This is a genomic window from Bacterioplanoides pacificum, assembly GCF_042648445.1.
GTDB lineage: Bacteria > Pseudomonadota > Gammaproteobacteria > Pseudomonadales > Oceanobacteraceae > Bacterioplanoides > Bacterioplanoides pacificum.
The window spans coordinates 100,708-126,189 of the sequence record NZ_JBHRYB010000001.1 but is presented as its reverse complement, the minus strand read 5'-3'; the positions used below and the strand labels follow the sequence as shown (position 1 = coordinate 126,189).

General features: G+C 51.5%; 36 protein-coding genes. 21 read left to right on the top strand and 15 right to left on the bottom strand.

All coding sequences use genetic code 11. The features are described 5' to 3' along the window. The first annotated feature begins 254 nt into the window (after positions 1-254). On the top strand, positions 255-383 hold the full coding sequence (locus tag ACFOMG_RS00660; RefSeq protein WP_376864171.1) for a hypothetical protein: 129 nt from the start codon (positions 255-257) through the stop codon (positions 381-383). Beyond that, positions 380-703: a CZB domain-containing protein gene (locus ACFOMG_RS00655; RefSeq protein ID WP_376864170.1), complete on the top strand. Its 324-nt coding sequence runs from the start codon at positions 380-382 to the stop codon at positions 701-703. The genes ACFOMG_RS00660 and ACFOMG_RS00655 overlap by 4 nt, the downstream gene beginning before the upstream one ends. Here the strand turns inward: ACFOMG_RS00655 and ACFOMG_RS00650 are convergent. Then, positions 700-1,032, bottom strand: a complete 333-nt coding sequence (locus ACFOMG_RS00650; RefSeq protein ID WP_376864169.1) for a VF530 family protein — start codon at positions 1,030-1,032, stop codon at positions 700-702. The genes ACFOMG_RS00655 and ACFOMG_RS00650 overlap by 4 nt on opposite strands. Positions 1,033-1,294: 262 nt before the next feature. Here ACFOMG_RS00650 and ACFOMG_RS00645 point away from each other — a divergent pair, with 262 nt between their 5' ends. After that, a complete protein-coding gene (locus ACFOMG_RS00645; RefSeq protein WP_376864168.1) occupies positions 1,295-2,620 on the top strand; it encodes a YncE family protein in 1,326 nt (441 codons plus the stop codon). Positions 2,621-2,991: 371 nt separating this feature from the next. Here the strand turns inward: ACFOMG_RS00645 and ACFOMG_RS00640 are convergent, their stop codons facing one another. The 9 genes from ACFOMG_RS00640 to alr all read right to left on the bottom strand — a co-directional run bounded on the left by ACFOMG_RS00640 (position 2,992) and on the right by alr (position 9,455). Further along, entirely contained in the window at positions 2,992-3,537 is a 546-nt protein-coding gene (locus ACFOMG_RS00640; protein WP_376864167.1) for a hypothetical protein, read from the bottom strand. After that, the gene (locus ACFOMG_RS00635; protein ID WP_376864166.1) at positions 3,537-4,451 is read right to left on the bottom strand and encodes an RHS repeat-associated core domain-containing protein; all 915 of its coding nucleotides are present in this window, start codon (positions 4,449-4,451) and stop codon (positions 3,537-3,539) included. The genes ACFOMG_RS00640 and ACFOMG_RS00635 overlap by 1 nt, the downstream gene beginning before the upstream one ends. Continuing rightward, a complete protein-coding gene (locus ACFOMG_RS00630) occupies positions 4,451-4,720 on the bottom strand; it encodes a hypothetical protein (protein WP_376864792.1) in 270 nt (89 codons plus the stop codon). The genes ACFOMG_RS00635 and ACFOMG_RS00630 overlap by 1 nt, the downstream gene beginning before the upstream one ends. Before the next feature lie 269 nt (positions 4,721-4,989). Then, complete coding sequence (locus ACFOMG_RS00625; protein ID WP_376864165.1) at positions 4,990-5,316, bottom strand: hypothetical protein; 327 nt, start codon at positions 5,314-5,316, stop codon at positions 4,990-4,992. Beyond that, a complete protein-coding gene (locus ACFOMG_RS00620) occupies positions 5,313-6,209 on the bottom strand; it encodes an RHS repeat-associated core domain-containing protein (RefSeq protein WP_376864164.1) in 897 nt (298 codons plus the stop codon). Before ACFOMG_RS00620 ends, ACFOMG_RS00625 begins: the two co-directional genes overlap by 4 nt. Before the next feature lie 268 nt (positions 6,210-6,477). Continuing rightward, a complete protein-coding gene (locus ACFOMG_RS00615; RefSeq protein ID WP_376864163.1) occupies positions 6,478-6,834 on the bottom strand; it encodes an immunity protein Imm33 domain-containing protein in 357 nt (118 codons plus the stop codon). Between the two features lie 99 nt (positions 6,835-6,933). Continuing rightward, positions 6,934-7,365, bottom strand: a complete 432-nt coding sequence (locus tag ACFOMG_RS00610; RefSeq protein ID WP_376864162.1) for a hypothetical protein — start codon at positions 7,363-7,365, stop codon at positions 6,934-6,936. Between the two features lie 372 nt (positions 7,366-7,737). After that, positions 7,738-8,172: an MmcQ/YjbR family DNA-binding protein gene (locus ACFOMG_RS00605; RefSeq protein WP_376864161.1), complete on the bottom strand. Its 435-nt coding sequence runs from the start codon at positions 8,170-8,172 to the stop codon at positions 7,738-7,740. 149 nt (positions 8,173-8,321) lie between these two features. Beyond that, the gene (gene alr / locus ACFOMG_RS00600; RefSeq protein ID WP_376864160.1) at positions 8,322-9,455 is read right to left on the bottom strand and encodes an alanine racemase; all 1,134 of its coding nucleotides are present in this window, start codon (positions 9,453-9,455) and stop codon (positions 8,322-8,324) included. Positions 9,456-9,553: 98 nt separating this feature from the next. On the opposite strand from alr, the gene ACFOMG_RS00595 reads away from it, so the two are divergent. Then, a complete protein-coding gene (locus ACFOMG_RS00595; protein WP_376864159.1) occupies positions 9,554-10,738 on the top strand; it encodes a DnaT-like ssDNA-binding domain-containing protein in 1,185 nt (394 codons plus the stop codon). Further along, on the top strand, positions 10,653-11,339 hold the full coding sequence (locus ACFOMG_RS00590; protein ID WP_376864158.1) for a replication protein P: 687 nt from the start codon (positions 10,653-10,655) through the stop codon (positions 11,337-11,339). The genes ACFOMG_RS00595 and ACFOMG_RS00590 overlap by 86 nt, the downstream gene beginning before the upstream one ends. Positions 11,340-11,389: 50 nt before the next feature. On the opposite strand, the gene ACFOMG_RS00585 is transcribed toward ACFOMG_RS00590, so the two are convergent. Continuing rightward, positions 11,390-12,118: a TetR/AcrR family transcriptional regulator gene (locus tag ACFOMG_RS00585; protein WP_376864157.1), complete on the bottom strand. Its 729-nt coding sequence runs from the start codon at positions 12,116-12,118 to the stop codon at positions 11,390-11,392. Between the two features lie 206 nt (positions 12,119-12,324). Here ACFOMG_RS00585 and ACFOMG_RS00580 point away from each other — a divergent pair, with 206 nt between their 5' ends. After that, positions 12,325-12,999, top strand: a complete 675-nt coding sequence (locus tag ACFOMG_RS00580; RefSeq protein ID WP_376864156.1) for a hypothetical protein — start codon at positions 12,325-12,327, stop codon at positions 12,997-12,999. Between the two features lie 70 nt (positions 13,000-13,069). After that, positions 13,070-13,525, top strand: coding sequence for a hypothetical protein (locus ACFOMG_RS00575; RefSeq protein ID WP_376864155.1), 456 nt, complete (start codon positions 13,070-13,072; stop codon positions 13,523-13,525). 54 nt (positions 13,526-13,579) lie between these two features. Here ACFOMG_RS00575 and ACFOMG_RS00570 read toward each other — a convergent pair whose 3' ends face one another. Together ACFOMG_RS00570 and ACFOMG_RS00565 are read right to left on the bottom strand one after the other, a co-directional pair. Further along, a complete protein-coding gene (locus ACFOMG_RS00570) occupies positions 13,580-14,026 on the bottom strand; it encodes a flavodoxin domain-containing protein (RefSeq protein WP_376864154.1) in 447 nt (148 codons plus the stop codon). 34 nt (positions 14,027-14,060) lie between these two features. Continuing rightward, positions 14,061-14,486 (bottom strand): hypothetical protein, encoded by a 426-nt coding sequence (locus tag ACFOMG_RS00565; protein WP_376864153.1) that lies wholly within the window; start codon positions 14,484-14,486, stop codon positions 14,061-14,063. A gap of 162 nt (positions 14,487-14,648) precedes the next feature. Here ACFOMG_RS00565 and ACFOMG_RS00560 point away from each other — a divergent pair, with 162 nt between their 5' ends. The 4 genes from ACFOMG_RS00560 to ACFOMG_RS00545 all read left to right on the top strand — a co-directional run bounded on the left by ACFOMG_RS00560 (position 14,649) and on the right by ACFOMG_RS00545 (position 18,581). Continuing rightward, on the top strand, positions 14,649-15,524 hold the full coding sequence (locus tag ACFOMG_RS00560) for a hypothetical protein (RefSeq protein ID WP_376864152.1): 876 nt from the start codon (positions 14,649-14,651) through the stop codon (positions 15,522-15,524). A gap of 135 nt (positions 15,525-15,659) precedes the next feature. After that, the gene (locus ACFOMG_RS00555) at positions 15,660-16,694 is read left to right on the top strand and encodes an AraC family transcriptional regulator (RefSeq protein ID WP_376864151.1); all 1,035 of its coding nucleotides are present in this window, start codon (positions 15,660-15,662) and stop codon (positions 16,692-16,694) included. A gap of 161 nt (positions 16,695-16,855) precedes the next feature. Further along, positions 16,856-18,055, top strand: coding sequence for a glycosyltransferase family 4 protein (locus tag ACFOMG_RS00550; protein WP_376864150.1), 1,200 nt, complete (start codon positions 16,856-16,858; stop codon positions 18,053-18,055). Then, on the top strand, positions 18,027-18,581 hold the full coding sequence (locus ACFOMG_RS00545; protein WP_376864149.1) for a phosphatase PAP2 family protein: 555 nt from the start codon (positions 18,027-18,029) through the stop codon (positions 18,579-18,581). The genes ACFOMG_RS00550 and ACFOMG_RS00545 overlap by 29 nt, the downstream gene beginning before the upstream one ends. A 33-nt stretch (positions 18,582-18,614) precedes the next feature. Here the strand turns inward: ACFOMG_RS00545 and dinB are convergent, their stop codons facing one another. Then, positions 18,615-19,706, bottom strand: coding sequence for a DNA polymerase IV (gene dinB, locus ACFOMG_RS00540; protein WP_376864148.1), 1,092 nt, complete (start codon positions 19,704-19,706; stop codon positions 18,615-18,617). Positions 19,707-19,881: 175 nt separating this feature from the next. Between dinB and ACFOMG_RS00535 the strand changes: the two genes are divergently transcribed. From ACFOMG_RS00535 to ACFOMG_RS00510, 6 genes are all read left to right on the top strand, one after another. Beyond that, positions 19,882-20,238 carry a HopJ type III effector protein gene (locus ACFOMG_RS00535; RefSeq protein WP_376864147.1) on the top strand — a complete coding sequence of 119 codons (357 nt, stop codon included), beginning with the start codon at positions 19,882-19,884 and terminating at the stop codon, positions 20,236-20,238. 2 nt (positions 20,239-20,240) lie between these two features. Further along, positions 20,241-20,984, top strand: a complete 744-nt coding sequence (gene minC, locus ACFOMG_RS00530; protein ID WP_376864146.1) for a septum site-determining protein MinC — start codon at positions 20,241-20,243, stop codon at positions 20,982-20,984. Between the two features lie 61 nt (positions 20,985-21,045). Further along, positions 21,046-21,849 (top strand): septum site-determining protein MinD, encoded by an 804-nt coding sequence (gene minD, locus ACFOMG_RS00525; protein ID WP_376864145.1) that lies wholly within the window; start codon positions 21,046-21,048, stop codon positions 21,847-21,849. A 15-nt stretch (positions 21,850-21,864) separates the two neighbouring features. Continuing rightward, the gene (minE, locus tag ACFOMG_RS00520; protein ID WP_376864144.1) at positions 21,865-22,125 is read left to right on the top strand and encodes a cell division topological specificity factor MinE; all 261 of its coding nucleotides are present in this window, start codon (positions 21,865-21,867) and stop codon (positions 22,123-22,125) included. 7 nt (positions 22,126-22,132) lie between these two features. Beyond that, a complete protein-coding gene (locus ACFOMG_RS00515; protein WP_376864143.1) occupies positions 22,133-22,648 on the top strand; it encodes a paraquat-inducible protein A in 516 nt (171 codons plus the stop codon). Between the two features lie 113 nt (positions 22,649-22,761). Then, positions 22,762-23,121 carry a peptidylprolyl isomerase gene (locus ACFOMG_RS00510; protein ID WP_376864142.1) on the top strand — a complete coding sequence of 120 codons (360 nt, stop codon included), beginning with the start codon at positions 22,762-22,764 and terminating at the stop codon, positions 23,119-23,121. Between the two features lie 13 nt (positions 23,122-23,134). Here ACFOMG_RS00510 and ACFOMG_RS00505 read toward each other — a convergent pair whose 3' ends face one another. Next, complete coding sequence (locus tag ACFOMG_RS00505; protein WP_376864141.1) at positions 23,135-23,548, bottom strand: hypothetical protein; 414 nt, start codon at positions 23,546-23,548, stop codon at positions 23,135-23,137. 236 nt (positions 23,549-23,784) lie between these two features. On the opposite strand from ACFOMG_RS00505, the gene ACFOMG_RS00500 reads away from it, so the two are divergent. From ACFOMG_RS00500 to ybaK, 4 genes are read left to right on the top strand one after another with little or no spacing between them, the layout of a single operon-like run. After that, a complete protein-coding gene (locus tag ACFOMG_RS00500; RefSeq protein WP_376864140.1) occupies positions 23,785-24,078 on the top strand; it encodes a DUF1244 domain-containing protein in 294 nt (97 codons plus the stop codon). An 11-nt stretch (positions 24,079-24,089) separates the two neighbouring features. Beyond that, positions 24,090-24,776 (top strand): SIMPL domain-containing protein, encoded by a 687-nt coding sequence (locus ACFOMG_RS00495; protein WP_376864139.1) that lies wholly within the window; start codon positions 24,090-24,092, stop codon positions 24,774-24,776. Beyond that, entirely contained in the window at positions 24,776-25,000 is a 225-nt protein-coding gene (locus tag ACFOMG_RS00490; protein WP_376864138.1) for a DUF1653 domain-containing protein, read from the top strand. The genes ACFOMG_RS00495 and ACFOMG_RS00490 overlap by 1 nt, the downstream gene beginning before the upstream one ends. 2 nt (positions 25,001-25,002) lie before the next feature. After that, a complete protein-coding gene (gene ybaK, locus ACFOMG_RS00485) occupies positions 25,003-25,479 on the top strand; it encodes a Cys-tRNA(Pro) deacylase (RefSeq protein ID WP_376864137.1) in 477 nt (158 codons plus the stop codon). Positions 25,480-25,482: the final 3 nt, after the last annotated feature.

Genomic DNA, 25,482 nt, shown 5'->3' with positions numbered 1-25,482 from the left:
AGACTTTGCAGGGTCGCCACCTCGGTGGATCGGAGCTGCAAAAGCTTCACTCAAGATGGGAGGGCAGAATACCAGAACAGGCCGCCGGGGTAAATTTGTTTAGCCGTTTTTTACACCCGAATGGGCGAATATTTCGCCGCTGACAAGCAGCGGGTCAGGATTCATTCAGTCAGCCCGGTGAGCGGATACGCGCGACTAAAATAGTCAGCAGACATCTGCTACCATCCGCCCATCCATTACCAGCAGGTTATATAATGAATAAGCAAGACATTCTCAAACAACTTCGCCTGGCACGCAGTGGCCATATTCGCTGGCGAACTTATGCGCAGTCGATCCTCAGTGCCCCCAACCATCTGCAGGACATCAGCGAAAAGCACCGGTGAACCACACCGAATGCAACTTCGGACAATGGTATTTCAGCCAGCTTGAAACGCTGGGGGATGTGCCGGGTTACCGCGACATCGATGCCCTGCACAAAGAGCTGCATCAGCTCTACCGGCAGATTTTTGATGTCATGCTGGAGAAAAAGTCAGGTACTTTCAGCCGCCTGTTGGGCGGAGAGCAACGACAGCAACAAAAATGTGTAGAAATGGCCCGTCCAATCATGGCCCAGCTGGAACAGGTATCGCAGCAACTGATGCAGGCTATCGATAAACTGGAACAGGAAATCTACCGTTATCCTGATGGTCACGCAGACCTTTAAGACCTGCTCCCCCAGGGGTTCACTTTGCCGCGACCAGTGGCGGCGGCGGCCGGTTTTTTATTCGATGAAAAACCGGCCATCTGTTTGATAATCGCCGCGATCTGGCTGTTATCCTTACCCTCTTTGTAGGCAATAAACACCGCTTCGACCTGAGCTCTGGCCCAGGGCGTACGACGCAGAAACTTCAGACTCGACTTAATACTCGGGTCACTGCGGAAACAGTTAATGCGCACCCAGCCCGACAACGTCTTCCAGCCGTAAACCTCAACCAGCTCGGTCAACAGTTTTTCCAGAGTAATGCCGTGCAGATAATCGGTTTTGCCAGTCAAAAGGTTGTATCCGTAATAAAGAAATCAGCCGCCATTCTAGCATTGATTGCCCGCCGGAGACGCCAATTGGTTAAAACCTGACCATTTCCGCCATTTACACTGCAAAACCTGCGATTTCACACTTTGCACAGCCGTTAATCACACCCTGACGCTACTCTGTTGCCGGTGCAGCTGCGCTAACCAGCGCTACGGCCCGCTAAAACAACAACAACAACAACAACAACAACGACAACGACAACAACAAATAATAAAAGGTAACGGTATGAACTCACTGCGTAGCAAAATCACAGGATTGCTCCTGTTCGGACTTCTGACCTTCTCCAGTGCCCCGGCATCAGCCGATTTCGCCAGCTGGCTGCGCTGGCTGTTTAAAATCCCCGAACCGGTGGTTGAACCGGTTGAGCCACAACCGACCGAGCCGGGAACCCCGGATCAATACCCCGACGGCTTACGTCCGGCCATTTTTGTTGGCAACAACTGGGACGGTACGATCGATGTGATCGATGGCGATAACTACGACATCCTGGGGCGGATCAACGCCATTCCTGATTACCAGCAACGCATGGAATACCTGTGGAGCCACCCGGATAAACACATTATTTTCCTCGGCATCCGTAATCTGATCGGTGAAGGCAACGACCAGTTTGTTGATGATATGTACAGCACCCCGGACGGAGAACTGTTAATTGTTTCACGCCCGAGTTTTGCCGATGTAGTCGCACTCGATCTGGATAACGGCGACATCGTCTGGCGCTTTGAAGTCGACGGCGACCGTGCCGATCATATGGCGTTATCGCCGGATGGCACTCAGGTAGCCGTGTCGGCCTCCACCGGCAATGTGGTACATCTGCTGGATGTTTACAGCGGTGAAGAACAGGGCCGTTTCCCGACCGGCAATTCACCGCACGAAAACCTCTACTCCGACGACGGTAAACGCATCTATCACTCCAGTATTGGTTATGTGTTTATGCCTTTTGACGGCCAGCTGCTGCGTGAATCGACGCGCGGTGAACGCAAATTCCTGGTGTACGACACCGAAACTGAAGAAATCATCAAAGACTTTGATATCAAAGGAAAGCTGGAAGAAGCTGGTTTAGGCCATCTGAGTCCGGTCATCCGCCCAATGGCACACACCAGTGATTATCGCTATTTCTACTTCCAGTTATCCTTCCTGCATGGACTGGTGGAATTTGATATGGAGACCGAAAAGGTAACTCGCTTAGCCGAATTACCCAACCTGATTCCACACACACCTAAAATCAGCTACGTCAATGATTCTGCCCATCATGGCCTGGCCATGAGTGACGATGACGCAAAACTGTGTGTTGCCGGTACCATGAGCGACTACGCCGCCATCGTTGACCGTGAAACCTTTGAATACACCATCCTCGAAGGGCTGGGCGAAAAACCCTATTGGGCCGTCACCGACCGCTCCGGTGAAAACTGCCTGATCTCCTGGAGCGCCACCGATCAGGTTTCAGTAATCAACTATGAAACCGGTGAAGAAATCAAACGCATTGATGTCGGCAACCACCCTCAGCGTGTGCGCGAAGGCATGTTAAAGATTGACTGGACGTCGTTGTATTAATCTCATTAACGCTTAATAAATAAAAAAGTCCTCTGAATAGCATTCAGAGGGCTTTCAATCGGGTCTGAATCGTGACATGCGCTAATAAGCCGGCAGGGTCCCGAGAGATAAACCGGCCGCTCGCCTGACGATACCACCGCGCTCCGAAGGGGATGTAAGATTCTTCCCAAAGCAGCTCACCGTCAGTGTTGGTGGCCGCAACCGGTGAGCCGGATAAATCACTGTGGGAATATTGAATCTAATTTGCTAAAGCAGGTTGAGCAGGTCAGGCAACCGCCAAGAGCTAAACAGAAGTTTGTCAGTGAGATATTAGAGACGGTGATATAACAAGCTGAACATTAAAAAAGCCCGAAAATATGGGCTTTAGGCCATCAAAAAACTTTAAAAACCAATGGTATGTAATGGTGCTTAGTTACATAAGTACGATTAGCGACATTATACAACCATAGATCCCAACCATTATTATCAGTGAAGTAACTGACTACGCCATCGAGATCACTCTCGATTAAACGTACATCCTGACCTTCATCCCACTCGTCAGAAAAAACCAAATACAACTCTTCAGTCATATCTACTATTGACGCCTCAGCCAAACTTTTAACAAACTCTAGAAACTCAGAACGATTTTTTGCTTTCACAAAATAGTCAGTTAAATCATCAGATATTTCAGAGCAAGAATATTTTACTTTTTTATTTGATTCAGGAAGGCAGTTTAAATAAACCATGTAATTACAATTCATAGCACTATAAAACTGAGAAGCACCACCAGAAACTTCAGAATCCAGTGGCTCTTCTCCAAATGGCTTTGAGATTTCAATAGGATAGTAATTAGCGCCACGAGAAATGGCAGCGATCTCCTCAGAGAACACTGCCAACTTTTCAGTTTTTATATTTCCACAGATCAAAACAGTAAACATTACTCAACAATTTTTCCGTTTCTGTATCGCAATTCATAACCACCTTCGCGATTAAGTGCCTTTTGAAGCTTCCTATTATGCGAAGCTCGCACATTAACATCTTTTGTCCCTGGGAAAGTTTTATTTCCCGGAGGGCCATTCATAACATTTTGAGTAACTTTGTCACCATGACCACTACCCGGCTTATGCACCCTAAAAATATCTTTACCATTTCGAGTGACTGTCGGATTAGCATTAGTTTTCGTTTTTGCAATTGCCTGGTCTGCTAACTCTCGATACTGCTGCTTGACTGTCTTGTTTGTAACCTTCATGCCACGATTTATATTTCGCAGTTTATTGGTAGCCCCTGATGGGTCCAACATTCCAACTGCGGTTATCGTCGCCCCAATATAGTTACCTACATAGATGTCCCTGGCGATACTCAGGCCATCAACAGTCACACTGGAAACTTTATATACACCATAGATGACGCCAAGTATACCGGCAGCGCCAACTGGACTGCGCCCATCAGGATCCACATACCGATACGGGTTATTGTTGGCGTAAGCGTAGCGGTTAAACATCATGGGATTCGATTCCACATGCGCTAACACGCTGGCAGGGTCCCGGGAGATAAACCGGCCGCTCGCCTGATGATACCACCGCGCTCCGAAGTATTGCAGCCCGAGGTGCGCTTCTTCAGGTTTGCCGGTAAAGCCGATGGTGTTATCGGTGGCGCTTTGCTTCAGCCGCTGACCGAAAGGGGTGTAGGATTCCTCCCAAAGCAGCTCACCGTCAGTGTTGGTGGCTGCGACCGGTGAGCCGGATAAATCACTGTGGAAATATTGAACCCGGTCTTTGGCCTGAGCCAAAGGGCTCAGGCCAGTGGCCAGGATCAATGCAAAAAGAATGAAAAACGTATGCAGTACTTTCATTATTCAACACCTCCTTGTGTCACGATAACGGTTATGGTCGCTTCATAAACAGGGGTGATTCCCGTGCTGTCCGTTACTGAAGCGGTAATGGTGTGGGTACCGGCACTCAAAGTAGCAGAGACGGTTTCTCCACTCCCCAGTGATCCATCGCGGGAGGAGCTCCATGTGATGTTTGCAGAGAGTTCCCCATCTTCATGATCCTGAGCGCTAGCTGTCAGCTGAACACTACTGCCTTCTGTGAGCGTGACTGGCGCAGCCGGTTCAATAATACGGACAACCGGTGCTCCATTTTCAGCCGCGCACTGAGGTAAAGTTGTGCCAAAGATATTCCAGCCCCAGGGCTCAGCATCGGGCGTGATATTAATAGAAGCCCACCAAAGGCGGCTAAGGGAGCGGTAAAAAATCGAAGGTTAAGTCATCGACTTCAAGCCATTGACCAATTACCTAAACGTGATCAAGATGCTTTGTTCCGAACTATCGATGCGTTTATTTCGAGGGCTAAAAAGAAATACAGCGGCTTAAGCCGCTGTATACTGAGTCAATTCGAAGGGATAAAAAAGTCCAAGTTATTAAGTTGCGAAAATTCCGTCAAAAAGAGCGGTAGTGTCGGTTTAAGGCCTTCATAAAATCGAAAATACACATTTTCTATCTGCCCGCTAGAATCTTTAGATATGCCAACCATCACGTTGCCTGATTCGTATGACGAATATTCGGGAGTGACTTCTGTTTCAGAGAATTCACTTTTTAATAGCGATTCTACCTCTGAAGGAATTCTACTCTCACTACTAAATTCCCAGCCATCATCACACAAAGATCGAACTGTATCGCGAGGAATCAAAAAAGCTACAGAATATTTACTCATCATAATCTTGCCTCAGCGGCTTCTCTGAGTAACTGGTCACCCTGTTCTTTAGTCGCTTTTTGAATATTAACAGGCACCTCTTTAATTCCTGCTCCAATAGCTCCTTTCGTACGATGATGTCCGTCTAGGATAATCAATTTCCCGTCAACATCCGCCGCCTCGATTGGCTTATTAGGATCGAAGCCATTAGCCTTCATATCTTTCCGCAACCTTTTAACTTGACTTCCAGACATTTCATTCCGACCTTGGCGACTTATTAAACTTTTGGGATCTACACTCTTTGCTCCCCCCTTCTTCGCCGTCGCCTGAACAACCTGCTTCGACTGTGCTACCGCCTGCCGGGCAAGCTGTTTATTCGCCTGCTTTATCGCTACCCTCAGGCCATTCTTCACCGTCGGCATCGGCACGCCGGTGACCTGCTCAACGCCTTCTGATACCAGTTCTTTGGCGACAAAAATCACCACCGGTATCAGGAAGGGTAAACGCCCATCCGTATCCACATACCGATACGGGTTGTTGTTGGCGTAAGCATAGCGGTTAAACATCATGGGATTCGATTCCACATGTGCTAACACGCTGGCAGGGTCTCGGGAGATAAACCGGCCGCTCGCCTGATGATACCACCGCGCTCCGAAGTATTGCAGCCCGAGGTGCGCTTCTTCAGGCTTGCCGGTAAAGCCGATGGTGTTATCGGTGGCGCTTTGCTTCAGCCGCTGACCGAAAGGGGTGTAGGATTCCTCCCAAAGCAGCTCACCGTCAGTGTTGGTTGCTGCGACCGGTGAGCCGGATAAATCACTGTGGAAATATTGAACCCGGTCTTTGGCCTGAGCCAAAGGGCTCAGGCCAGTGGCCAGGATCAATGCAAAAAGAATGAAAAACGTATGCAGTACGTTCATTATTCAACACCTCCTTGTGTCACGATAATGGTTATGGTCGCTTCATAAGCAGGGGTGATTCCCGTGCTGTCTGTTACTGAAGCGGTAATGGTGTGGGTACCGGCACTCAAAGTAGCAGAGACGGTTTCTCCACTCCCCAGTGATCCATCGCGTGAGGAGCTCCATGTAATGTTTGCAGAGATATCTCCATCTTCATGATCCTGGCAGATTAGAAGCTTGTTTAGCGCCTTTTACTCTACCCTTTGTAACAACAAACCGATGTTACAAACTAAATATCTAGCAAGCTCTCATCAAACCACACGTCCTCATACCCCCCAGCAATGAGGAATCTCCAGCCAGGCGGGAGGCCGAGGTATTTTTTGATCTGAAGGCACCATTCATCGAGATGCTCAACATGAAGCGGTTTAAAGAATTCATTATCGTCAGGAATATCACCTTCTCCTGCATAAATATACCAACCAGTTGTATCACCCTCTGGTGGGTGGCGAAGTCCATTAATTGGAACAATTCCATCGCGAACATTAAGGGATATACCAACCTTAAGATTAGAAGGCGAAGCAAAGAATTTTGTCTCATATTTTTTGCAAACATCTTTCTGCAAATCCTCTATCGCGAGATACGTCATAACCCTGGATCCTTTTTCTTCTGCCTTGATAATCGTGCATATCAGCGCCTTCTTTCGCTGAGCATGTAGGGCACTCTGGCTGAATAGCATCAAGACTTCTCATACGCTTTTTATCAATTGTGCCCGTTTCGTAATACTCTTCAACAAGAGCTTTCTTGTGTCCCCCACCCACATGGATTGACTACAAACTCGATCAGAATACGCTTTTGGAGTTACAATACGGCCCATATGCATTGTCCAGCCAACTCCATACGGTGTTCGATGAGGAAATGATTTGGCCTGTATACTGGTATAGGTTCTATATATAGAAATATCCATCCCACCATTTCCTGGTATATAAACATCCCTATATTTGAGCTGTAATTTCCCAGAAAATGTATCAATGTTTTCGTTGTCGCCATAAACAACCCCATCCTTAAACGGGGTTATACCAGGATCCGAATAATAATCTCTTATTTCTTCTGAAAAAACATATGATTCAACAACAAAAAAGCAGATAACAACCACGAAAAAACTTTTAAATAATTCCATTTCAAATTCCTTCCAAAGTTTCTTTTGCTAGCCCATCATTCGAATCATTAAAATGAGCTATGAGTTTAACCTCTGCAGGCTTGGATATATCTTTCCTGTCTGCATTTAATTGACGATTATCTCCAAAAAATACAAGAAAGAAAATACTATTAAAATCGAAAAATACACCAATATAATAAATCCCTTACGCACAACGAATCCATACCTAAAACATCAAGTACACCCAACGTCAACACTCCTGAAATTCAATGCAATGGGTAATTAACGACAATTATAATAATAATGAAAGCGGTGCCCAAAAAGTAAAAACCGGATCAAAATCCCTTAACATAAGAAACGAGGTAATTTTCTAATAATTATTTATTAGAAGTATTATTTATAACTTAAATCTCCATACAACTCCTCTTCTGAGTAAGCCGTCTCCAGCGACCGCCTCTCAGCTTTTGTCATACTTTTCAACACCAGCGCATAGGAGTTATCGATCATGCGCTGCAATTCACCCATTGGTACTTCGCCGTTAAGAATAATGGTATTCCAGTGTTTTTTATTCATATGATAACCCGCCACGACCGATTCAAATACATCGCGTAATTGCACAGCTTCGTGTGGGTCACACTTCAGATTTATACGATAGAAGTTGTCATCAGGGGTTGCGTCATTCGGGTCAGAATTTTTAGAGCTGGCGGGGGATAAGGTCGCAAACATTTTGTTTTTGACTTTCATAACCGCAACGTCCGGATAAAACGGAAAGTCTTCCCAGGCTTCAGGTTTGGATAATAAATAATCGCGAATTTTTAAATGGTCCATTTTTTAAATTCCTGAATAGTAGAATTAAATAAATAGATTGTTTTTCAAAGCAGCGACACGACGTCGCGCGAGGATCGTCGGCACATGGACGTGCCGTACGATCCGGCGGCTGAGAAACAATGTATTTGTTTAGTTCCGTTTGAAACAGCCTAACCCTCAGCCGCAATCCGCTTCACTCTCGGCGTCAGCTGGCAAAATAACTCATAGGCGATGGTGTTACAGCGTGCGGCAATATCATCGACATCAATCTGCTCGCCCCACAGCTCTACGGCATCGCCAATCTGAATATCGTCATGCGCGGAAATATCCACCGTGATCATATCCATTGACACCCGTCCGGCGAGAGCGCAACGATGGCCGTTAATCATTACCGGCGTACCATTCGGTGCCTGGCGCGGATAACCATCACCATAACCAATCGCGACCACGGCAATGCGGCCGTCTTTCTCTGCCGTCCAGTCGCCGCCATAGCCGACTTTTTCACCAGCTTTAATGGTGTGGATATGTATCACCTGAGACGTCAGTGTCATCACGGTTTTTAAACCCAGCTCAGCGGCACTTTGATTAAGCAGCGGTGACGAGCCATACAATAAAATTCCCGGGCGACTGACACTGTCAGAGGTTTCCAGCACAGACGCTAACCCGGTCAGGGTTGCGGCACTGTTCGACACACTCAGCGGTACCGGCCAGGATTGTGATTGCATCACCTGAATGGCATCTGCCAGCGCAGCATCGCTACCCTGATCGGCATCGGCAAAGTGAGTCATTACCAACCTGAGTTGCAGCTGCTCATCGGCGTCGATGAGATCAATCAATGCCTGCGCTTCATCAGCGCGTACGCCGACACGGTTCATGCCGGAGTTAATTTTCAGCCACACAGCGACCGGATTCGGCAACACCAGTTCCGCCCGTTGCTGCAATTGCTGCGGGTGTTGCACCACCAGCTGCAGGTCGTTGTCACTGGCCAGTTGCCACTCTTTACTGCAATAGGCCCCCTGCAGTACAACCACCGGACGTTTGATGCCGGCCTGACGTAACGCCATGGCTTCGTCAACACAGGCTACGGCGAAACCGTCAGCCTCACCCAGCGCCCGAGCACAGGCCACGATGCCATGGCCATAACCATTGGCCTTAATCACGGCATACGCAGCTCCGGGGGCTTGGGCTTTGGCAATCTGGTAGTTACTGCGCAGGTTAGCCCAGTTAATCCGGGCATAGGTCGGACGGGTTGTTAACTGTTTGCTTGTGGCAGCTGAAGCCGTTTGAGAAACCGTTGAGATCATGGGCGTTGTCGTAAAAAGTGAGTACAATAGCAGATCAGCGCAACGGCTCCATAGCCTGCGCGGTTGTAATTTCACCCTTGCCTAACTGGAAGCTGTTCATGCCCGGCCATCCGCTACTGACTGACAAAACCATCGCGTTGTCTGCCACTCTGGCGGCCACCATTGGTCTGGAGGAAGCGATCCTGCTGACGGTGCTGAACGACGCAACGGTGATCCAGGGCAACGGCTGGACCCGGCTGCATAATCAGGCATTACGTAATCAGTTACCGTTTTGGGATGACGTGAGCATACGCCGGGTGTTGCATAGCCTGATCGACAAAGGCCTGATGACGTTACATGGTGAGGTATTTCCCGATGGCGAAGGCTTGATTTATCACTTTCGCCAGACCAGCAATACATCAGCCGGTCAGCGCCCTGCGGCGACACAGACAACCAGACCGGCAACATCACCCGCAGCACGAGCCAGCCAGCCAGCGCCCCACCAGCCACTGGAGGCGGGCTGGCAACCGGGCGCAGATACCCTGAAGCGGTTAGAGCAACATGGCATCAGCAGTGCCTTTGCGATGGCCCAACTTGATAGTTTTATTCTGCGTGGCCAGGAACAGGGCGCCAACCGCAACGACTGGAATCACCGTTTTTTCCAGTATGTAAAAGGTCAGTGGGTGTATACCCAGAATGATGCCGCCCGCCAGCGCCAGCAACAGCTGGGCGTACGGGAGCGCAGCGCGTTTAACGTGGTTGCCGATGAGCCGCGGCCAATTGAAAACCACTGGCAACCGAGTCAGGATGCCTGCCAGATTCTGCAACGCGCCGGTATTGATCCGCAGTTTATTCAGGACGCCGTGCCCGAGTTCGTGCTGTACTGGGCCGAACGCGGCGATGCGTTTAAAACCTGGAACAGTAAATTTATTCAGCATGTGCGTCAGCAATGGGCACGTTACAGCGCCTCGGTTGAACACTCCACCCTGCCGAGCCGCATCAGCGACGACTGGCAACCCGCCCAGGACTGCTTCGATATTTTATCCATGGGACATATCGATGCGGAATTCGCTCGCAGCCTGGTGCCGGAGTTTGTATTGTACTGGCGCGATTCCAACCAGGTGCATAACAGCTGGAACAGCCGTTTCCTGCAATATGTAAAACAACAGTGGGCCAAACGCCTGGCGCAACCATCCACCAATCCGGGAGACCCTCGTCATGGACACAGCCAGCAAGCAACTGATCAACCGGGTTACGCAACAGCTGAAGCCAGCGTCCGGCGACTCAAAGACACCAGCTGGTAACGACCCGGCGGGCGCCATCACCAGCCCGCAAGCCACGGTTGAACAAAAAGAAGCCATTAACCAGATTTTTGAGTTATTTCGCTTTAACTACCACAACCAGTTTTTAAAGGCGTTCCCGGATTACGACACCCTTATCATGGCCAAACGCTTATGGTCGCGGCTGCTGATGGATTACAGCGGCGAAGTCATTATGAAAGCAGCGGAAAAGGCGGTTAAAGAAAGCAGTTTTTTACCCAACGTACATGAAGTTGTGGCCCGTTGTGATATTGCAGAGGTATTAGGCCTGCCCGACGTCCACGCTGCTTATATAGAAGCCTGTCGCGCGCCATCACCGAAAAAAGAATTTAACTGGAGCCATCCGGCGGTGTATTACGCCGGCCGTGCCAGCGACTGGTATTTTCTCGCCAACAGCCCGGAACAAAAAGCGTTTCCGGTGTTTCAGCGAAATTATCAGATTTTGTTGCAGCGCATTCAGGCCGGCGAAACTCTGGAGCTGGAAATCGCCAAAGCCCTGCCACAGGAAAGTGAAACGCCGCTGGATAAACAACAACAAAAACAACGTCTGGCAGAGTTGCGTAAAGGATTGGCTGAAGGATTATAAAGTGCGGCCGGCCTGACAAAACAGGCCGGGAGAGGTATTGTTCAGACCATTTATTTATACAATAAGGCTGGCAACAATAACGAGAACTGACGCTTCAGCGTCGTACTGACATGATCAAAATCGGTATTTTCAGCGCCTAATAACAACGCCGAATATTCCACCGAATGGAATAACCCCAACAGCAGTTCAGCGTCTTCTCTGGGAGTGGCTGACGACATCATCTGCATAAACTCTTCGATCTTGCCAAACAACGCCCGGCGATGCATCAGCGCCAGCTCACGGATACGCTCATTCACAATCGCTTCATAGCGGAATGCCTGTTCTGCGATCAGCATATCGCGCTCTTCCCCGACCTGCTCACGCACGTACAGAGTTAACTGTGCGACCAGGTAATCGAGCATCGTATTTAACGCTTCATCACTGAGATTGCCGGCCTGTAATTCCGCCAGGTTACCACCCACCAACTGTTGCAATGGCTGATAAAACCGCTCAGTAAAACGATTCACCACATTCAGGGCTTTTTCGGTATACAGGGTGAAGGTATCAACAATCAGCTCCTGGATATCTTTAAAATAATAGGTGGTTGCAGCCAGCGGCACATCGGCTTCTTTCGCCACCGCCCGGTGCCGGATGCCACGAACCCCCTCTCGGATCACAATACGTAAAGCGGCTTCCAGGATCAGCCGCCGACGGTGCTCACTTTTTGCACGACTGGCTTTGCGGCCCTGATAGATTAAGGATTTATCTCCAGCACCTGATTCTGCGCCGTCAGGCGTCATAAGCGATCTCCGGTAAAGTTATTGTAATAAAGCAATTATGCCTGTTGGCGAGAATAATAAAACGGAATTTACCGGGACTATGGTCTCAGCCGGGCAATCTTTTCACTTCATGACATCAACCCGGATTTTAATGTACTTTCGTACCGATTTACGCTTAGATAGCCGCTGCCTGATAACAATAACTTACAATAATAAGACGACGTGTTATGAAATTTCTTACCCTGCTGCTAATGCTGTCACTGGGCTGCCAGGCCAATGCAGCCGATGCACAACAAAAAATCGACTTTATCCAGCAACACTTTGATCAGCAGCAACAACATTCACGCTTGTGGCAACAGGGCTGGCTGACATTTTTTTCCTCGGTGGCTGCCGTTCAGGGACTGGCCTATAGCCAGACGGAACAGGAGCCACGTCTGACCGACAGAGCCGTGGGCTTTACCAGCAGCTTTCTCGGGGCCGCAGACATGTTGCTGAATCCACTGCGCACCCATCAATACGCCAGCCAGCTGCGGGCCATGCCGCAACAAACGCCACAACAGCAACAAGCCAAACTGGCACGCGCAGAACAGTGGCTCGCTCAGGTAGCACAGCGGGAACAATACGAACAAAGCTGGATTAATCACCTGCTGGCGGGGGTGGTGAATGCTGCCGCCGGTGCAGTGGTTGCGAACGAGGGGAAACGTACGGCTCAGGGGATCGCCACCTTTGTCAGTGGCACCCTGGCCAGCGAGCTGAAAATCTACACCGCACCGCAACAAAGTCAGCAGCTACTGCAGGCTTACCAGCAAAACACGCTGCCAGCACAGGCGGCAAAAACACCACCACAACGGTGGCAATTTGCCGCTGTTGGCCCGGTATTGTTTGCCAGCTACCGTTTCTGACAGCCGCTCTGACGGCGTTCTCTGAAACTGGCACAGCTCCTGCTTTTGTCAAATTAAGCAGGAGACCGTTATGCAACTGAACGCCCTATCCAATTATTTACAGAACCAGCCTCTCAGCAGCGGCCAGACGGCGGAAGCCCAGGCCGTTGCTGCTGCTGGCGACGATAAACCGCTGGAGGCCGGGGCGTATTCACCGTCACAGCGGGCCATATTGATGAGTGCCGTTGCAGCCGAGTTTGATGTTCAGAACCTGGCACAGCAGGAGGTTGGGCAACTGCAGCTGAAGCTGCAGCAATACGGTTTATTGCAGGGGAATGAGATGTCGGCGTTTGCCGTGCTGCACAATGCCCGCGGACAGTTACAGCAGGACGAAACCTTAGATGCACTGGGCCTGTTAGGGGCGATAAAACAAAGATTCGACAGCGACCAGATCGGCTACAGTCAGCGTCAACAAATTGGCCGGATGCACACGCTGGTGGAAAACCTGGCATCGGCCAGACACCTGACAGAACGTCAGAGTGCCTGAATCAAAGTACCTGAGAATCAAAGTACCTGAGAATCAAAGTACCTGAGCCAGGAATCAGCCGCTCAGTCTGGCGCTCCACTCCTTCAACCAGAACAACGCATCGTCATCCGGTGTTGCGGTTTCAGTTGCATCAATCGTCACCCGTGGCACCAGTTGCACCGCCTGAAGTGCCAGCAATTGTTGTTCGATGCGCTCACCGGCGCCACAAAAGGTAAAATCATACGAACTGTCACCCAGTGAAATAACCCCGAACGGCTTGCCCGTCAGAGCTTCTGCTTGCTGTAGCTGTTGGTAAAACGGCAGCAGGTTGCCAGGCACATCGCCACGCCCGGTGGTCGAGGTACAGACCAGCACGACGTCCCAGTCTTGCAACTGTTCGACAGCGGCGTTTTCATCGACCCGGGTCTGATGCCCTTCTGTTTCTAGCTGTTGACTGACCGCCTGTGCAACGGCCAGAGCGGTACCGGTCACACTGCCGACCGGAATATAAATACGTGCCATGGATACCCCCTTATTCTGTTCCGTGGCCAGTATATCAGTATTCACCCGGCCGGCTGGTATCGGCACGCCGGGAACGGGCCAGTTCACGGCACCGCTCCTGCTGCTCAACCTCCCGGATCATATCGCGCAGCCGGTTATCCAGTTCGCGCTGATTCCAGATCGTCAGGCAGCCATGGGCACGACTGAGCTGTTGCGTTTCTTCAACCATCATCCGTAACGATTCACTGACTTCGCGCGCCGACAACTGCTGCAACAGTTGTTCAGCCTGCTGTGGCCAGGCCGCCGCCCCCGGCTCGGGCTGCGGCAAATGCTGACAACTCAGCCACTCTTGAAGTAACGAATAAAACAGCGGCAGAGGCTGCCGCTCGACGTGTTGTTCAGCCAGGCCGGATTCAGCCAGAGCCTGATCGATCTGCGCCTGTACTTGCAGCGAAGTCGGAACCGGAGATTTTTCCGTCATGTTTTACCTCCCGGGTTCAGAGTTTGGCACCGATGCCGATACCTTACTCAATGCCCCTGAAAACAACGTCCTTAAAAACAACGCCCTTAAAAACAACGGGCCTATAATAAGCATAGCCAGTCGACCATCATTTTTCGGAATTCAGCTAATCAGGTAACCAACATGCCACCCGGAGCCTCTACCTTCGACCTCGAAGCTTTTCTGAACAGCCTGATTCAGCGCCTGTTCCCGGCCTGGTATGCCAATCAGGCGGTACGGGAAATGCCGTTGCACGATATGGGATCCCTGAACCCTAACAGCTTTTTATCACACCGCTGGCTGAGCATGCACAGCGTGATTCAGGCCATGCAGGGATCACTGGAAAACGCCGGACCAGACTGGCAGGAGCTGCACCAGTTGCTGGGAAAACTAATCGTGGAAAAGGATTATCAGCGGCACCTGTCCGTCAGCGCTATTCACGGTGTCGAATATTCAACCCATGAAGATGAATTCCCCAATATTCTGTCCTACGCCGAACACGCGCTGCAACAACCGCAGTGGCAACAGGAATGGCAAACGACAGAACAATTCGAGCACCATCTGCTGCAGGCATTTCCACAGCAGGACATACCGCACCGTATGGTCTACCGCGAGTGGGATGGCCGCTATTACTGGCTCAATAAAGAAGAACCGCTACACCTGGCGGCCGTGCTGATGCATTGTCAGCATAAGCAACGAGATGCCCGCATCAGCGCCAGCATTAATGTTGAAAGCCTGCATCTGCCCACACTGGACGCTATTCGCAGTAAATACTGGTTAATTCTGATGCAGCGTGACGATGCTTATCAGGTGTTGCAACTGCTCGATCAGGCCGGTTTTGGTGTGATTCCATGTGAATTTGAGTGGCGCCGCAGCGACCTGCTGATCCTCGCCGGCCGCAAAAGTAACCGCAAACTGAACAATATATTGCTCAGCCTGCAGAACAATCGCTCCAGCCAGCAGGTAACCGATCTGGGACGTTACCTGAGCCGTCATTACTACCCTTTCCGCAACCAATAAATGCACCATTACAGGCCAGTATCAGCAGATTGAGTGGGTCATTTTAAGTCATAAAAGGCTGTCATGGCGCTTGATTTAGCAAAAAAGCCTGTCATCCTAAGCCCGTTAAAAATAAAACTAATAAATGGTAAGCGCATGATCAGAGGTACCTGGAGCCTCACGGAACCCTTAGTGCCGGTTAACGTATCGGCGACTATGATTCGTGTAGGAGTGGAGAAAGGCCTGCAACAGGAAGTGTTGCTGCAGAATACCGGTATCACTCCGGATATGCTGGCCGACCCTGCAGCACGGCTGACTTATCAGCAGGTTTTGCTACTGGCGGAGAATCTGATTCGCCACTATCCCGGCAAAACTGTCGGCCTGGACCTGGGTGCGGCGGTCAATATTAATCAATACGGTATGCTGGGCTACGCCATTCTCAGCTGTGCCGATATTCGCAGCGCCCTGAAACTGGGGCTGAAGTATCACCCACTGATTGACCCGGCCTTCACTTTTGAAGTCGTCGACCAGGGGGAAACCACCGCCATCCGGTTAACCACACACATTCCGATCGACCCGATTTACCGCATGTTGTGTGATATTTTTGTGGTGAATTTTGCCAGTATCGGCCGTTTCCTGACCGGTCGGGATCTGCAACCGATCGAAGTCCACATGAACCACCCGGCGCCGGATTACGTCGACGCCTACAATGACTATTTTAATGCCCCGATTTTATTCGATCAGCCACGTACAGAACTGATTATCGACAGTGCGGTACTCGATCTGCCGGTGATCATGGCAGACCAGGCAACGGCGACGATGGCGGAAAATCAGTGCGCTGAAATTCTCGATCGTATGGGACCCAAAGAAGGTATTACCGCCAAAGTCCGGCGCATTTTATTATCCAACCCGGGCCAGTTTCCGCCGGTGGATGTGGTGGCCAGCCACCTGGCGACCTCAACCCGGACTCTGAGCCGCAGCCTGCAGGAAATCGGCACCTCTTATCAGCGTATTCTGGATGAAGTACGCAAAGAAATGGCGATCGAATACCTGCGTAACTCCAGTCTGCCGATCGAAGAGATTGCCGCCCTGGTGGGGTATTCCGACCCGTCCAACTTCCGCAAAGCTTTCCGTCGCTGGACCGGCCACGCGCCGTCGTATTACCGCAGCGAAAACGACAACGACGACTGACAAGCCAATCCAAATCAGGCCCCTGAACCTCAAAAGTCAGGGGCTTTTTTGTTTCCCTGACGTCACTTCACCGGACTGTCACAGCACTGCAAGATAAGTGTCACATTCAGATCGCAAAGTAGAAAACACGATCAATAAGAGTACGACCTGTTGGGCGAACTATGGATGCGACACTGAAGCGGATCACCCTGGTAACAGAAACCTTTGCACCGGAAATTAACGGCGTTGCCAATACGCTTGGCCACCTGGTGCGCGGTATGCTGGCCCGGGGCATTGAGGTTCAGATAATTCGTCCACGTCAGCACCGTCAGGACGACAACCGCATTCAGGGTCAGCTGCACACAGTGACGTTACCCGGTTTACCCATTCCCGGTTACAACCAGCTGAAATTTGGCCTGCCGCTGCAGGGCCGGATTGCCAAAGCGTTACAACAGTTCGACCCCCAGGCCGTGTACATCGCCACCGAAGGGCCGATGGGCTGGGCCGCTGCCCGCGCTGCCGGCAAACAGCAACGCGGCATCATCAGTGGTTTCCACACCAACTTTCACCAATACATCGAACATTACCGCCTCGGTGCGCTGGAAAAACCGACCTACCGCTACCTGCGTTATTTTCACAATCTGACCGCCGGCACTCTGGTACCGACCCGCAATCAGCGTGACCAGCTGGAAAGGCATGGCTTTAACAACGTGCGGGTCTTAGCCCGCGGTGTCGACAGCGATCTATTCAGCCCGCAAAAACGCAGTGCAGAACTGCGCCGGCAATGGGGCGTACGCGATGACGATCTGGTGCTGTTATACGTTGGCCGGATCGCCGGAGAAAAAAACATGGCACTGGCACTGGCCACTTACCGGCAACTGCAACAGGCCGACGAACGGGTCAGGCTGGTGCTGGTGGGAGACGGTCCGGAGCTGGAAAACATCCGCCAGCAGCAGCCGGAAATTATCTGTTGTGGCATGCAACGTGGCGAACAGCTGGCACAACATTATGCCAGTGGTGATGTGTTTTTATTTCCCAGTAAAACCGACACCTTCGGCAATGTGGTCACCGAAGCCATGGCCAGCGGTCTGGCAGTGGTGAGTTTTGATTATGCCGCCGCCCACGAACACATCAGCAGCGGGGACAACGGCTTACTGGCGCCCTATGGCGATGACCAGGCGTATATCCAACATGCCGAAACACTGCTCGACAGCCCGAACTTATTAAAACGCCTGCGCCAGCAGGCACGTCAGACTGCCCGCACGATTGCCTGGGACAGCATTGTTGAAGAATTTATTTCGCGCTTAAGCAGCGCGCAAACAGAGGTAAGCCGTCATGGAAAGCGTAAAACCAATGCCCGCAAAAGCAGCGCTACTGTTTAACAAGGCCGACCAGCTGGAACTGACACTGTGCCAGCAGCTCAACCGCATGGGCTATTACCGTGCCATCCGGTTATTTTTTAAAGGCATCAGCCGCCTTGGTGACGGCGTATTCTGGTACAGCCTGGCGCTGCTTGTGCCGTTTATTTATGGTGCCGAGGCGTTATACGCGCTGGGCCATATCACCATCAGTGCGCTGCTTTGTGTGGCGTTGTACAGCCAGTTAAAAAACCGCCTGGTGCGCCAGCGACCTTTTATTTCCTTCCGCGACATTACCGCACACACGGCACCGCTGGATTTATACAGCTTCCCGTCCGGCCACACCATGAATGCGGTCAACTTTGCTGTTTTATTCTGCGCATTTTTCCCGGCACTGTTCTGGCTGGTTGTACCTTTTGCCCTGCTGGTGGCGTTGTCGCGGGTAATTCTGGGCATGCACTACCCCACGGATGTGCTGGTTGGTGCAGCACTGGGAAGCCTTATCAGCCTGGGCTCACTGGCGTTATTTCCGGCCGGCATGTTTGTCTGAGTTCTGCAGCGATTGTTCAGAATTCATTGGTGGTCAGAATAACGCCAGCTGCTGCTGATTCAGTTGCGGGCAGCGACCACCAATACCGAGTAACCGCACGCCCTGGTTTTTGCGTTTAATCGCCTGTGTTAACAACCGGGCAAACCCCTGCTCGCTGGCAATTTCGTGAGCATCGGCCAGCGTGGTCTGGCTGAAGTCTGCGAATTTAACTTTCACAAACGGCGCCAGCTGTTCAACTTCAAATTCAGTTTTTGCCACCCGCTCGGTCCACAATTGCCATAACCGTGGCAGCTGCTCCAGACACGCCTGCTCACCGGCCAGATCCTGTGCAAAGGTGCGCTCCACGCCAATCGATTTACGTTCCCGGCCAAGGCTCAGCTGACGCGTATCGATCCCGCGGCAACGCTGATACAACATCGCCCCCATACGCCCGAAAGTGCGCACCAGATCCGCCTGACTCCATTGCTGCGCCTGCTCGCAGGTTTCGATCCCCTGTTGTTCCAGCTTTTTCTGCATCGCCGGACCAATGCCAGGAATTTTGCCCACATCCAGCAGGCTGACGAAATCCATCACCCGATGGGGTTTTACCACACACAAACCATCCGGCTTGTTCCAGTCGCTGGCGACCTTGGCGAGAAACTTATTCGGTGCAATACCCGCCGATACCGTGATGCCCACCTGTTCGCGCACCTGGGTGCGAATCCGCTCGGCGATATCACTGGCATTTAATGCCGGATCAATTTCCAGATAAGCTTCATCAACAGAAACCTGCTGCAACAGCGTAATACCATCGCGCTGCCAGGCGTATTGCTGCAGAATCACCATCACTTGCCGGGAGACTTCGCGGTACAGCGCCATCTGCCCGGGCACCAGCGTCAGCTGCGGGCACAGTTTTAACGCCTGGGCCGTTGGCATCGCCGAACGTACACCAAACTCACGCGCCGGATAGTTACAGGTGGATATCACCCCGCGGCGACTGGCGTCACCACCAATAGCGATCGGAATATCACGATAGGCCGGATTCTCACGCATCTCGACGGCGGCGAAAAAGCAGTCGCAGTCAATGTGGATCACCTTACGTTTCAGGGCTGGATCGGGGGCTGCGTCACACACGGATAAAGTCACTCAACGCCTGTTTATACATACAGTACCATCGGTGCAATATACCAAGCTTTGTCTGAAAATGGCACGCCTGTGATTAGCGCGACCAATATGCCCTTAAGTGCCCCTGTAATGACAAAAATCACCCCCGATGATAGCCTTGCAAGCCGCGTTCTATCAGACAAGTTGAGTAACACGTATGAGCGATTTTCAGCAAGCCAAAGACACCTTCCTGCAACAGCTGCATAACGACGATCATGTATTTGCCAGCACCCTGGAGTTTATTGAAACCTGGTTCGACTTTACCCCGTCCGCCTTTAACAACGGTGAGGTGGTTAACGCTGCCGACCAGAATCAGGGCAGCTGCAAGGTATTTGCCCTGGCACACCAGCTGGAGCTGACTCAGGAGCAGGCGTTACGCTGCTTCGGTGAACATTACCGCGATGTGCTGGCCACTCCGGATGTCGATAACCACCACAATCTGCGCCGCCTGTTAAAAGAAGGCTTAAGCAATATTCAGTTTGATCAGTTCCCACTGGCAGCCAAAGCAGTCTGATTATGAGCAACAGCACGGACGTTAAACTCAAAGCCGGGCTGGTACCGCTGACCACGCTGAGCTTCAGCGGTTCGGACCTGAATCAGGTACAGCAGCAGCTGGCACAAAAACGGGCCGAAGCACCGGCTTTGTTCTCCAACCTGCCCTGTGTACTGGACCTCAGTGGTCTGGCGGACATTGATTTGCCGCAGCTGAAAACCATCTGCCGTGAGGCCGGGTTATCCGCCATCGCAGTGAAAAACTGCCCGGCAGCCCTGTTACCACAGCTGAACAGCTTACAACTGGCCGATCTCGGCCGTGGCCAGAGTAAACAGAATACCCGTCCCGCCAGTGAAACTCCGGCTCAGCCGGAGGGGATGCAAAATACGGTAAAACATCCCGCCGTCAGCGAGGAAAAAGCCCAGCGAGCGGTTAAGATCCACCATGCGAATGTGCGTTCCGGACAACAGCTGTATTTTGATGGTGACCTGTTTATTCTCGGTATGGTCAGTGCCGGAGCCGAAGTACTGGCGACCGGCGACATCCATATTTATGGCGCTCTGCGAGGCCGGGCCCTGGCCGGTGCCAAAGGTGATGAGGCGGCTATTATCAGTGCCCAGCAGTTTGATGCGGAACTGGTAGCGATCGCCGGCCAATACAAGTTATTTGAAAATCAGCACGAGCAGTACAAACAAGCGGTGGTCATCCAACTCAGCCAGAATGCTGGAGACGAAGCACCTTACTTGAACATCAACGGTGTTTCATAAATACTGCGACAGACACTGAATTCGGTGCGACTACACAACATTTATAAGGGAAGTTCGGGCCTTGGCTAAGATCATTGTTGTTACCTCCGGTAAAGGCGGAGTAGGTAAAACCACTTCCAGTGCTGCGTTTTCTGCTGCACTGGCGATGAAAGGACACAAAACCGTCGTTATCGACTTTGACGTGGGCCTGCGTAATCTTGACCTGGTCATGGGCTGTGAGCGCCGCGTGGTATATGACTTTGTTAACGTGGTACAGGGCGAAGCGTCTCTGAAACAGGCGCTGATCAAAGACAAGCGGCTGGATAATCTGTTTGTTCTGCCCGCGTCTCAGACCCGCGACAAAGACGCTCTGACCAAAGACGGCGTTGAAAAGGTGCTGAACGACCTGTCTGCCGATTTTGACTTTATTATCTGTGACTCCCCGGCGGGCATCGAACACGGCGCCCAGATGGCACTCTACTTTGCCGAAGAAGCCGTGATTGTCACCAACCCGGAAGTGTCTTCAGTACGTGACTCAGACCGCATCATCGGTATCCTGCAAAGCAAATCGCGTATGGCAGAACAAGGCAAATCCGTTAAGGAACATCTGCTGTTAACCCGCTACAACCCGGAGCGGGTAGAACGTGGCGAAATGTTATCGGTAAATGATGTCGAAGAAATTCTCGCCATTGACCTGCTGGGTGTGATTCCGGAATCCGAAGCGGTATTAAAAGCATCGAACCAGGGTGTACCAGTAGTACACGATGAAGACAGCGATGCCGGTCAGGCCTATTCCGACGCTGTGGCACGTTATCTTGGTGAAGACCGGCCACACCGTTTTCTGGAGAAGCAGAAAAAAAGCTTCCTGAAACGTGTATTCGGCTGATACGGGGAACAGAACATGAGTTTGATGGATATTTTCCGCAAGGAACAGCAGGACACTAAATCGGCCAGTGTGGCCAAAGAGCGGCTGCGGGTGCTGGTTGCCCATGACCGCCTGCGCCATAACGGCCCGGAATACCTGCCGCAGCTGCAGCAGGAGATTCTTGCCGTCATCCGTAAATACGTCGCCATCGAGGAAAATGATGTGAACGTTCAGCTGGAACAGCAGGGGCAAACCTCCGTGCTGGAGCTGAATGTAACCCTGCCCGAGGATGACTGATCCGCCAATGAGCACTCTGATCAACAGCTGGACCGAAAAGACGCGGCTACAGCGTCTGGGCTTGTTATTGGCCATCATCAGTTATGGCCTGCTGTATCCCGGTGTGATGGAACCCATCATGACCCTGAGTGCTTCCGTTAGCCTGTTTGGTCTGAAAACCCAGATGTTTCACGAAACCCGCTCCATCTGGGAAACCGTTGAAACTCTGCACCAGCTTGGCTACAGCGCGGTAGCCGTAGCCATCGTTACCTTCAGTGTTGTTATTCCGGTCAGTAAAGCGTTGCTGATTATTTTTACCTGGCTGAAACCTTCTCCACGGCGCTGGCGCGTTATTGCGGCCGTCAGTAAATGGTCGATGGCCGATGTCTTTGTAGTGGCAATTCTGGTGGCATTTTTTACCGCTCAGGCCACAGCAGAACTGGAAGCCGAGCTGCTCACCGGGTTCTATTGGTTTGCCGCCTTCTGCTTATTATCGATCCTGTCCGGCCAGTTGCTGGCTCAGTCACAATCCGCCAGCGAATAGCGCCCCCCCTTAAGAGCCGGGCACGGCCAGAGTAGCAGCAATGCCTGTCAGAACAGCGAGTTAGCAATCTTCTGCTAAGCTGTTAAACAATTTCTGTAAAGCGAATTAAGCTGATGACCTCTGCCAACACCACCGTTGCCCTGCACCATATTCTGGTAAAAAGCCCGCTACTGGCGAACGATATCCTGCACGAGCTGGAGCTGGGGGCCGACTTTTCTGACCTCGCCGAAGAATATTCCGCCTGCCCGTCAGCAAACAATCAGGGCTTTGCCGGCTACCATGACCTCGACCGCCTGCCGAGCGCACTAGTGGAAGCACTGGCGGCCTGGGATGGCGAGCAACCTTACACCCAGGCGATAAAAACGCCACTCGGGCTGCATATCCTCAAACCTGTCAGTCGGCTGGAACGTACTCTGCTGAACGATGAACTGGCCGACGATCCGGCTGAGCAGCCGAACAGCCTGGCGGATTAAACGGCACGGTCAGTTATTCGCTCGCCATATATTGTAACAGTGCCGCCTGAGCGCTGACGGCAACGACGTCGGCAGTCATCTCCAGATCCTCCGCTAACGCTTCAATACGCTCCCCGGGGAAACTCAGCAGCAGGTGTTGCTGATCGTCCCCGGCATACTCACTGTCCGTCACCCTGAAAAAACCAACCTCCAGCATCTCTCCCTGCTCATCGTATTCAACATCCGGATATTGTGTATCAGCAGCCAACATCAAAGCGGCGGCGTCGCAGTGCAGTGTAAGCACCACAAAGCTGCGTGGTGCCGACAAAAAATCCCGGTGTTTCTCATACACCAGCAGGTGTCGTCGTGAAGCCCCGCGATAGAGCAGCATAAAGTCACAATACGATTCGGCACAGGGCCGGGGAAGATCCACAAGCGCTACTAACATGAATAACTATCTCTGCAATGGACGCGTAATTTAGTAACAGGGTACAGTAAAAAGTATCTTCCCGGGCCGGCTATCGCGATTACGCCGACCATTTATTTCACAATAGCGCCTCTTGGGCACCCTAATCAGTACGGATTAACGGCTGAGCTGCTAATCCGTCTTTTTCTTTTCTTTACGGATTTATCGCAATATTTTTAATATAGTGCTTACAAATTCGTTAATAGCAGCCTTTATTTATGACACCGGAACAACAACAGGCCATCGAAGCCGCCACTTTTCGTCGTTTGCTCGAACACCTGGATCAGCGCAAAGACGTCCAGAATATTGAACTGATGAACCTGGCCGGCTTCTGCCGTAATTGTCTGGCTAAATGGTACAGCGCTGCGGCCGGAGAGCAGGGCGTTGAAGTCGACTACGACCAGGCACGGCAACAGGTTTATGGCATGCCCTACGACGAATGGAAAGCCAAACATCAGCAACCCGCCACAGCCGAACAACTGGAAAAGTTTAATCAGTCTCAGTCATCATAAGGATATTATTTATGCGTCATTTTTTTCTTGCCCTGACCTTATTAATCACCTCATTCACCGCCCTGGCCGATGATCGTTACATCCGTGTCAGCGCTGAGTCCAGCATCGAAGTGATGCCGGATTACCTGGAACTCAACCTGTCTCTGGAAGCCACTGAGCCGAGCCTGAAAGCCGCGAAACAAAAAGTGGATAAAGCCATGAAGGCACTGCTGGCCAGCAGCAAAAAAAACGCCGTCGATGAAAAAGACATCGATGCCGCCCAGATCAGCAACCGCCCGGTTTATCAGTGGAATAAACAAGGTCGTGAATATCAGGGAGAACAGGTCAGCCGCCGTATTACCATTACCCTGCGAGATCTGAGCCGCTATGCCAGCCTGACCCACCAGCTGCTGGATATTGCTGAAATCCGGATTCATGGCAGCCAGATGAAATTTAACGATCGCCAGGCACTGGAAAACCAGATACTCGCCAAAGCCGTGGTTGCTGCTCGGGTAAAAGCCGATAAAATGGCCACCGCCGCCGGTAGCGAACTGGGTGAAGTATTAACCATTCAGGAACAAAGCAGCCATGTGCCACAACCTATGATGGCGATGTCGATGGCGCGCATGGAAAAGGCCGCTGACCCGAGCCCGGCTCCCATGCTGATCCAGAAGCAGCGCCTGACAGCTTCCGTTACTCTGAGCTATGAGCTGAAATAATGAACCTGAAGACACCCGTACCAGGCCGTTACCGTCATTACAAAGGTAATGAGTATCAGGTAATTGGCCTGGTCAAACACTCCGAAACTGAAGAAACCCTGGTGCTGTACAAAACCCTGTACGGCGACCACAGCAGCTGGGTACGGCCATTGGTGATGTTCAGCGAAACGGTTGAAGTCGATGGCCAGGCAATACCACGGTTTGAACTGATAGAAGCCGACTGACCATGACACCAGCCATCAACCTGGCCAAAAAAGCCAAAATCGATTTCCAGGTGCGTGAATATCAACACGACCCCAACAGTGAATCTTATGGTGAAGAAGCCGCCGCGGCGCTCGGGCTGGCACCACAACAGGTATTTAAAACCCTGCTGGTCAGCCTGAGCGGCCATAAAAGTCCACTGGCTGTGGCCGTAATTCCGGTCAGCCACAAGCTGAGCCTGAAAGCCATCGCCAAAGCTCTGGGAGCCAAAAAAGCCGAGATGGCCGATCCTAAAGTTGCCGAACGCAGCAGCGGCTACATAGTCGGCGGCATCAGCCCTCTGGGGCAGAAAAAAGCACTGCCTACAGTGATCGACAGTAGTGCAGAAACTCAACCGCGGATTAACGTCAGTGCCGGCAAACGCGGACTGGAAATTGAACTGGCCGCCACCGACCTGGCCACACTGACCCGCGCGACCTTTGCCGCGATTACTACAGACTGATGA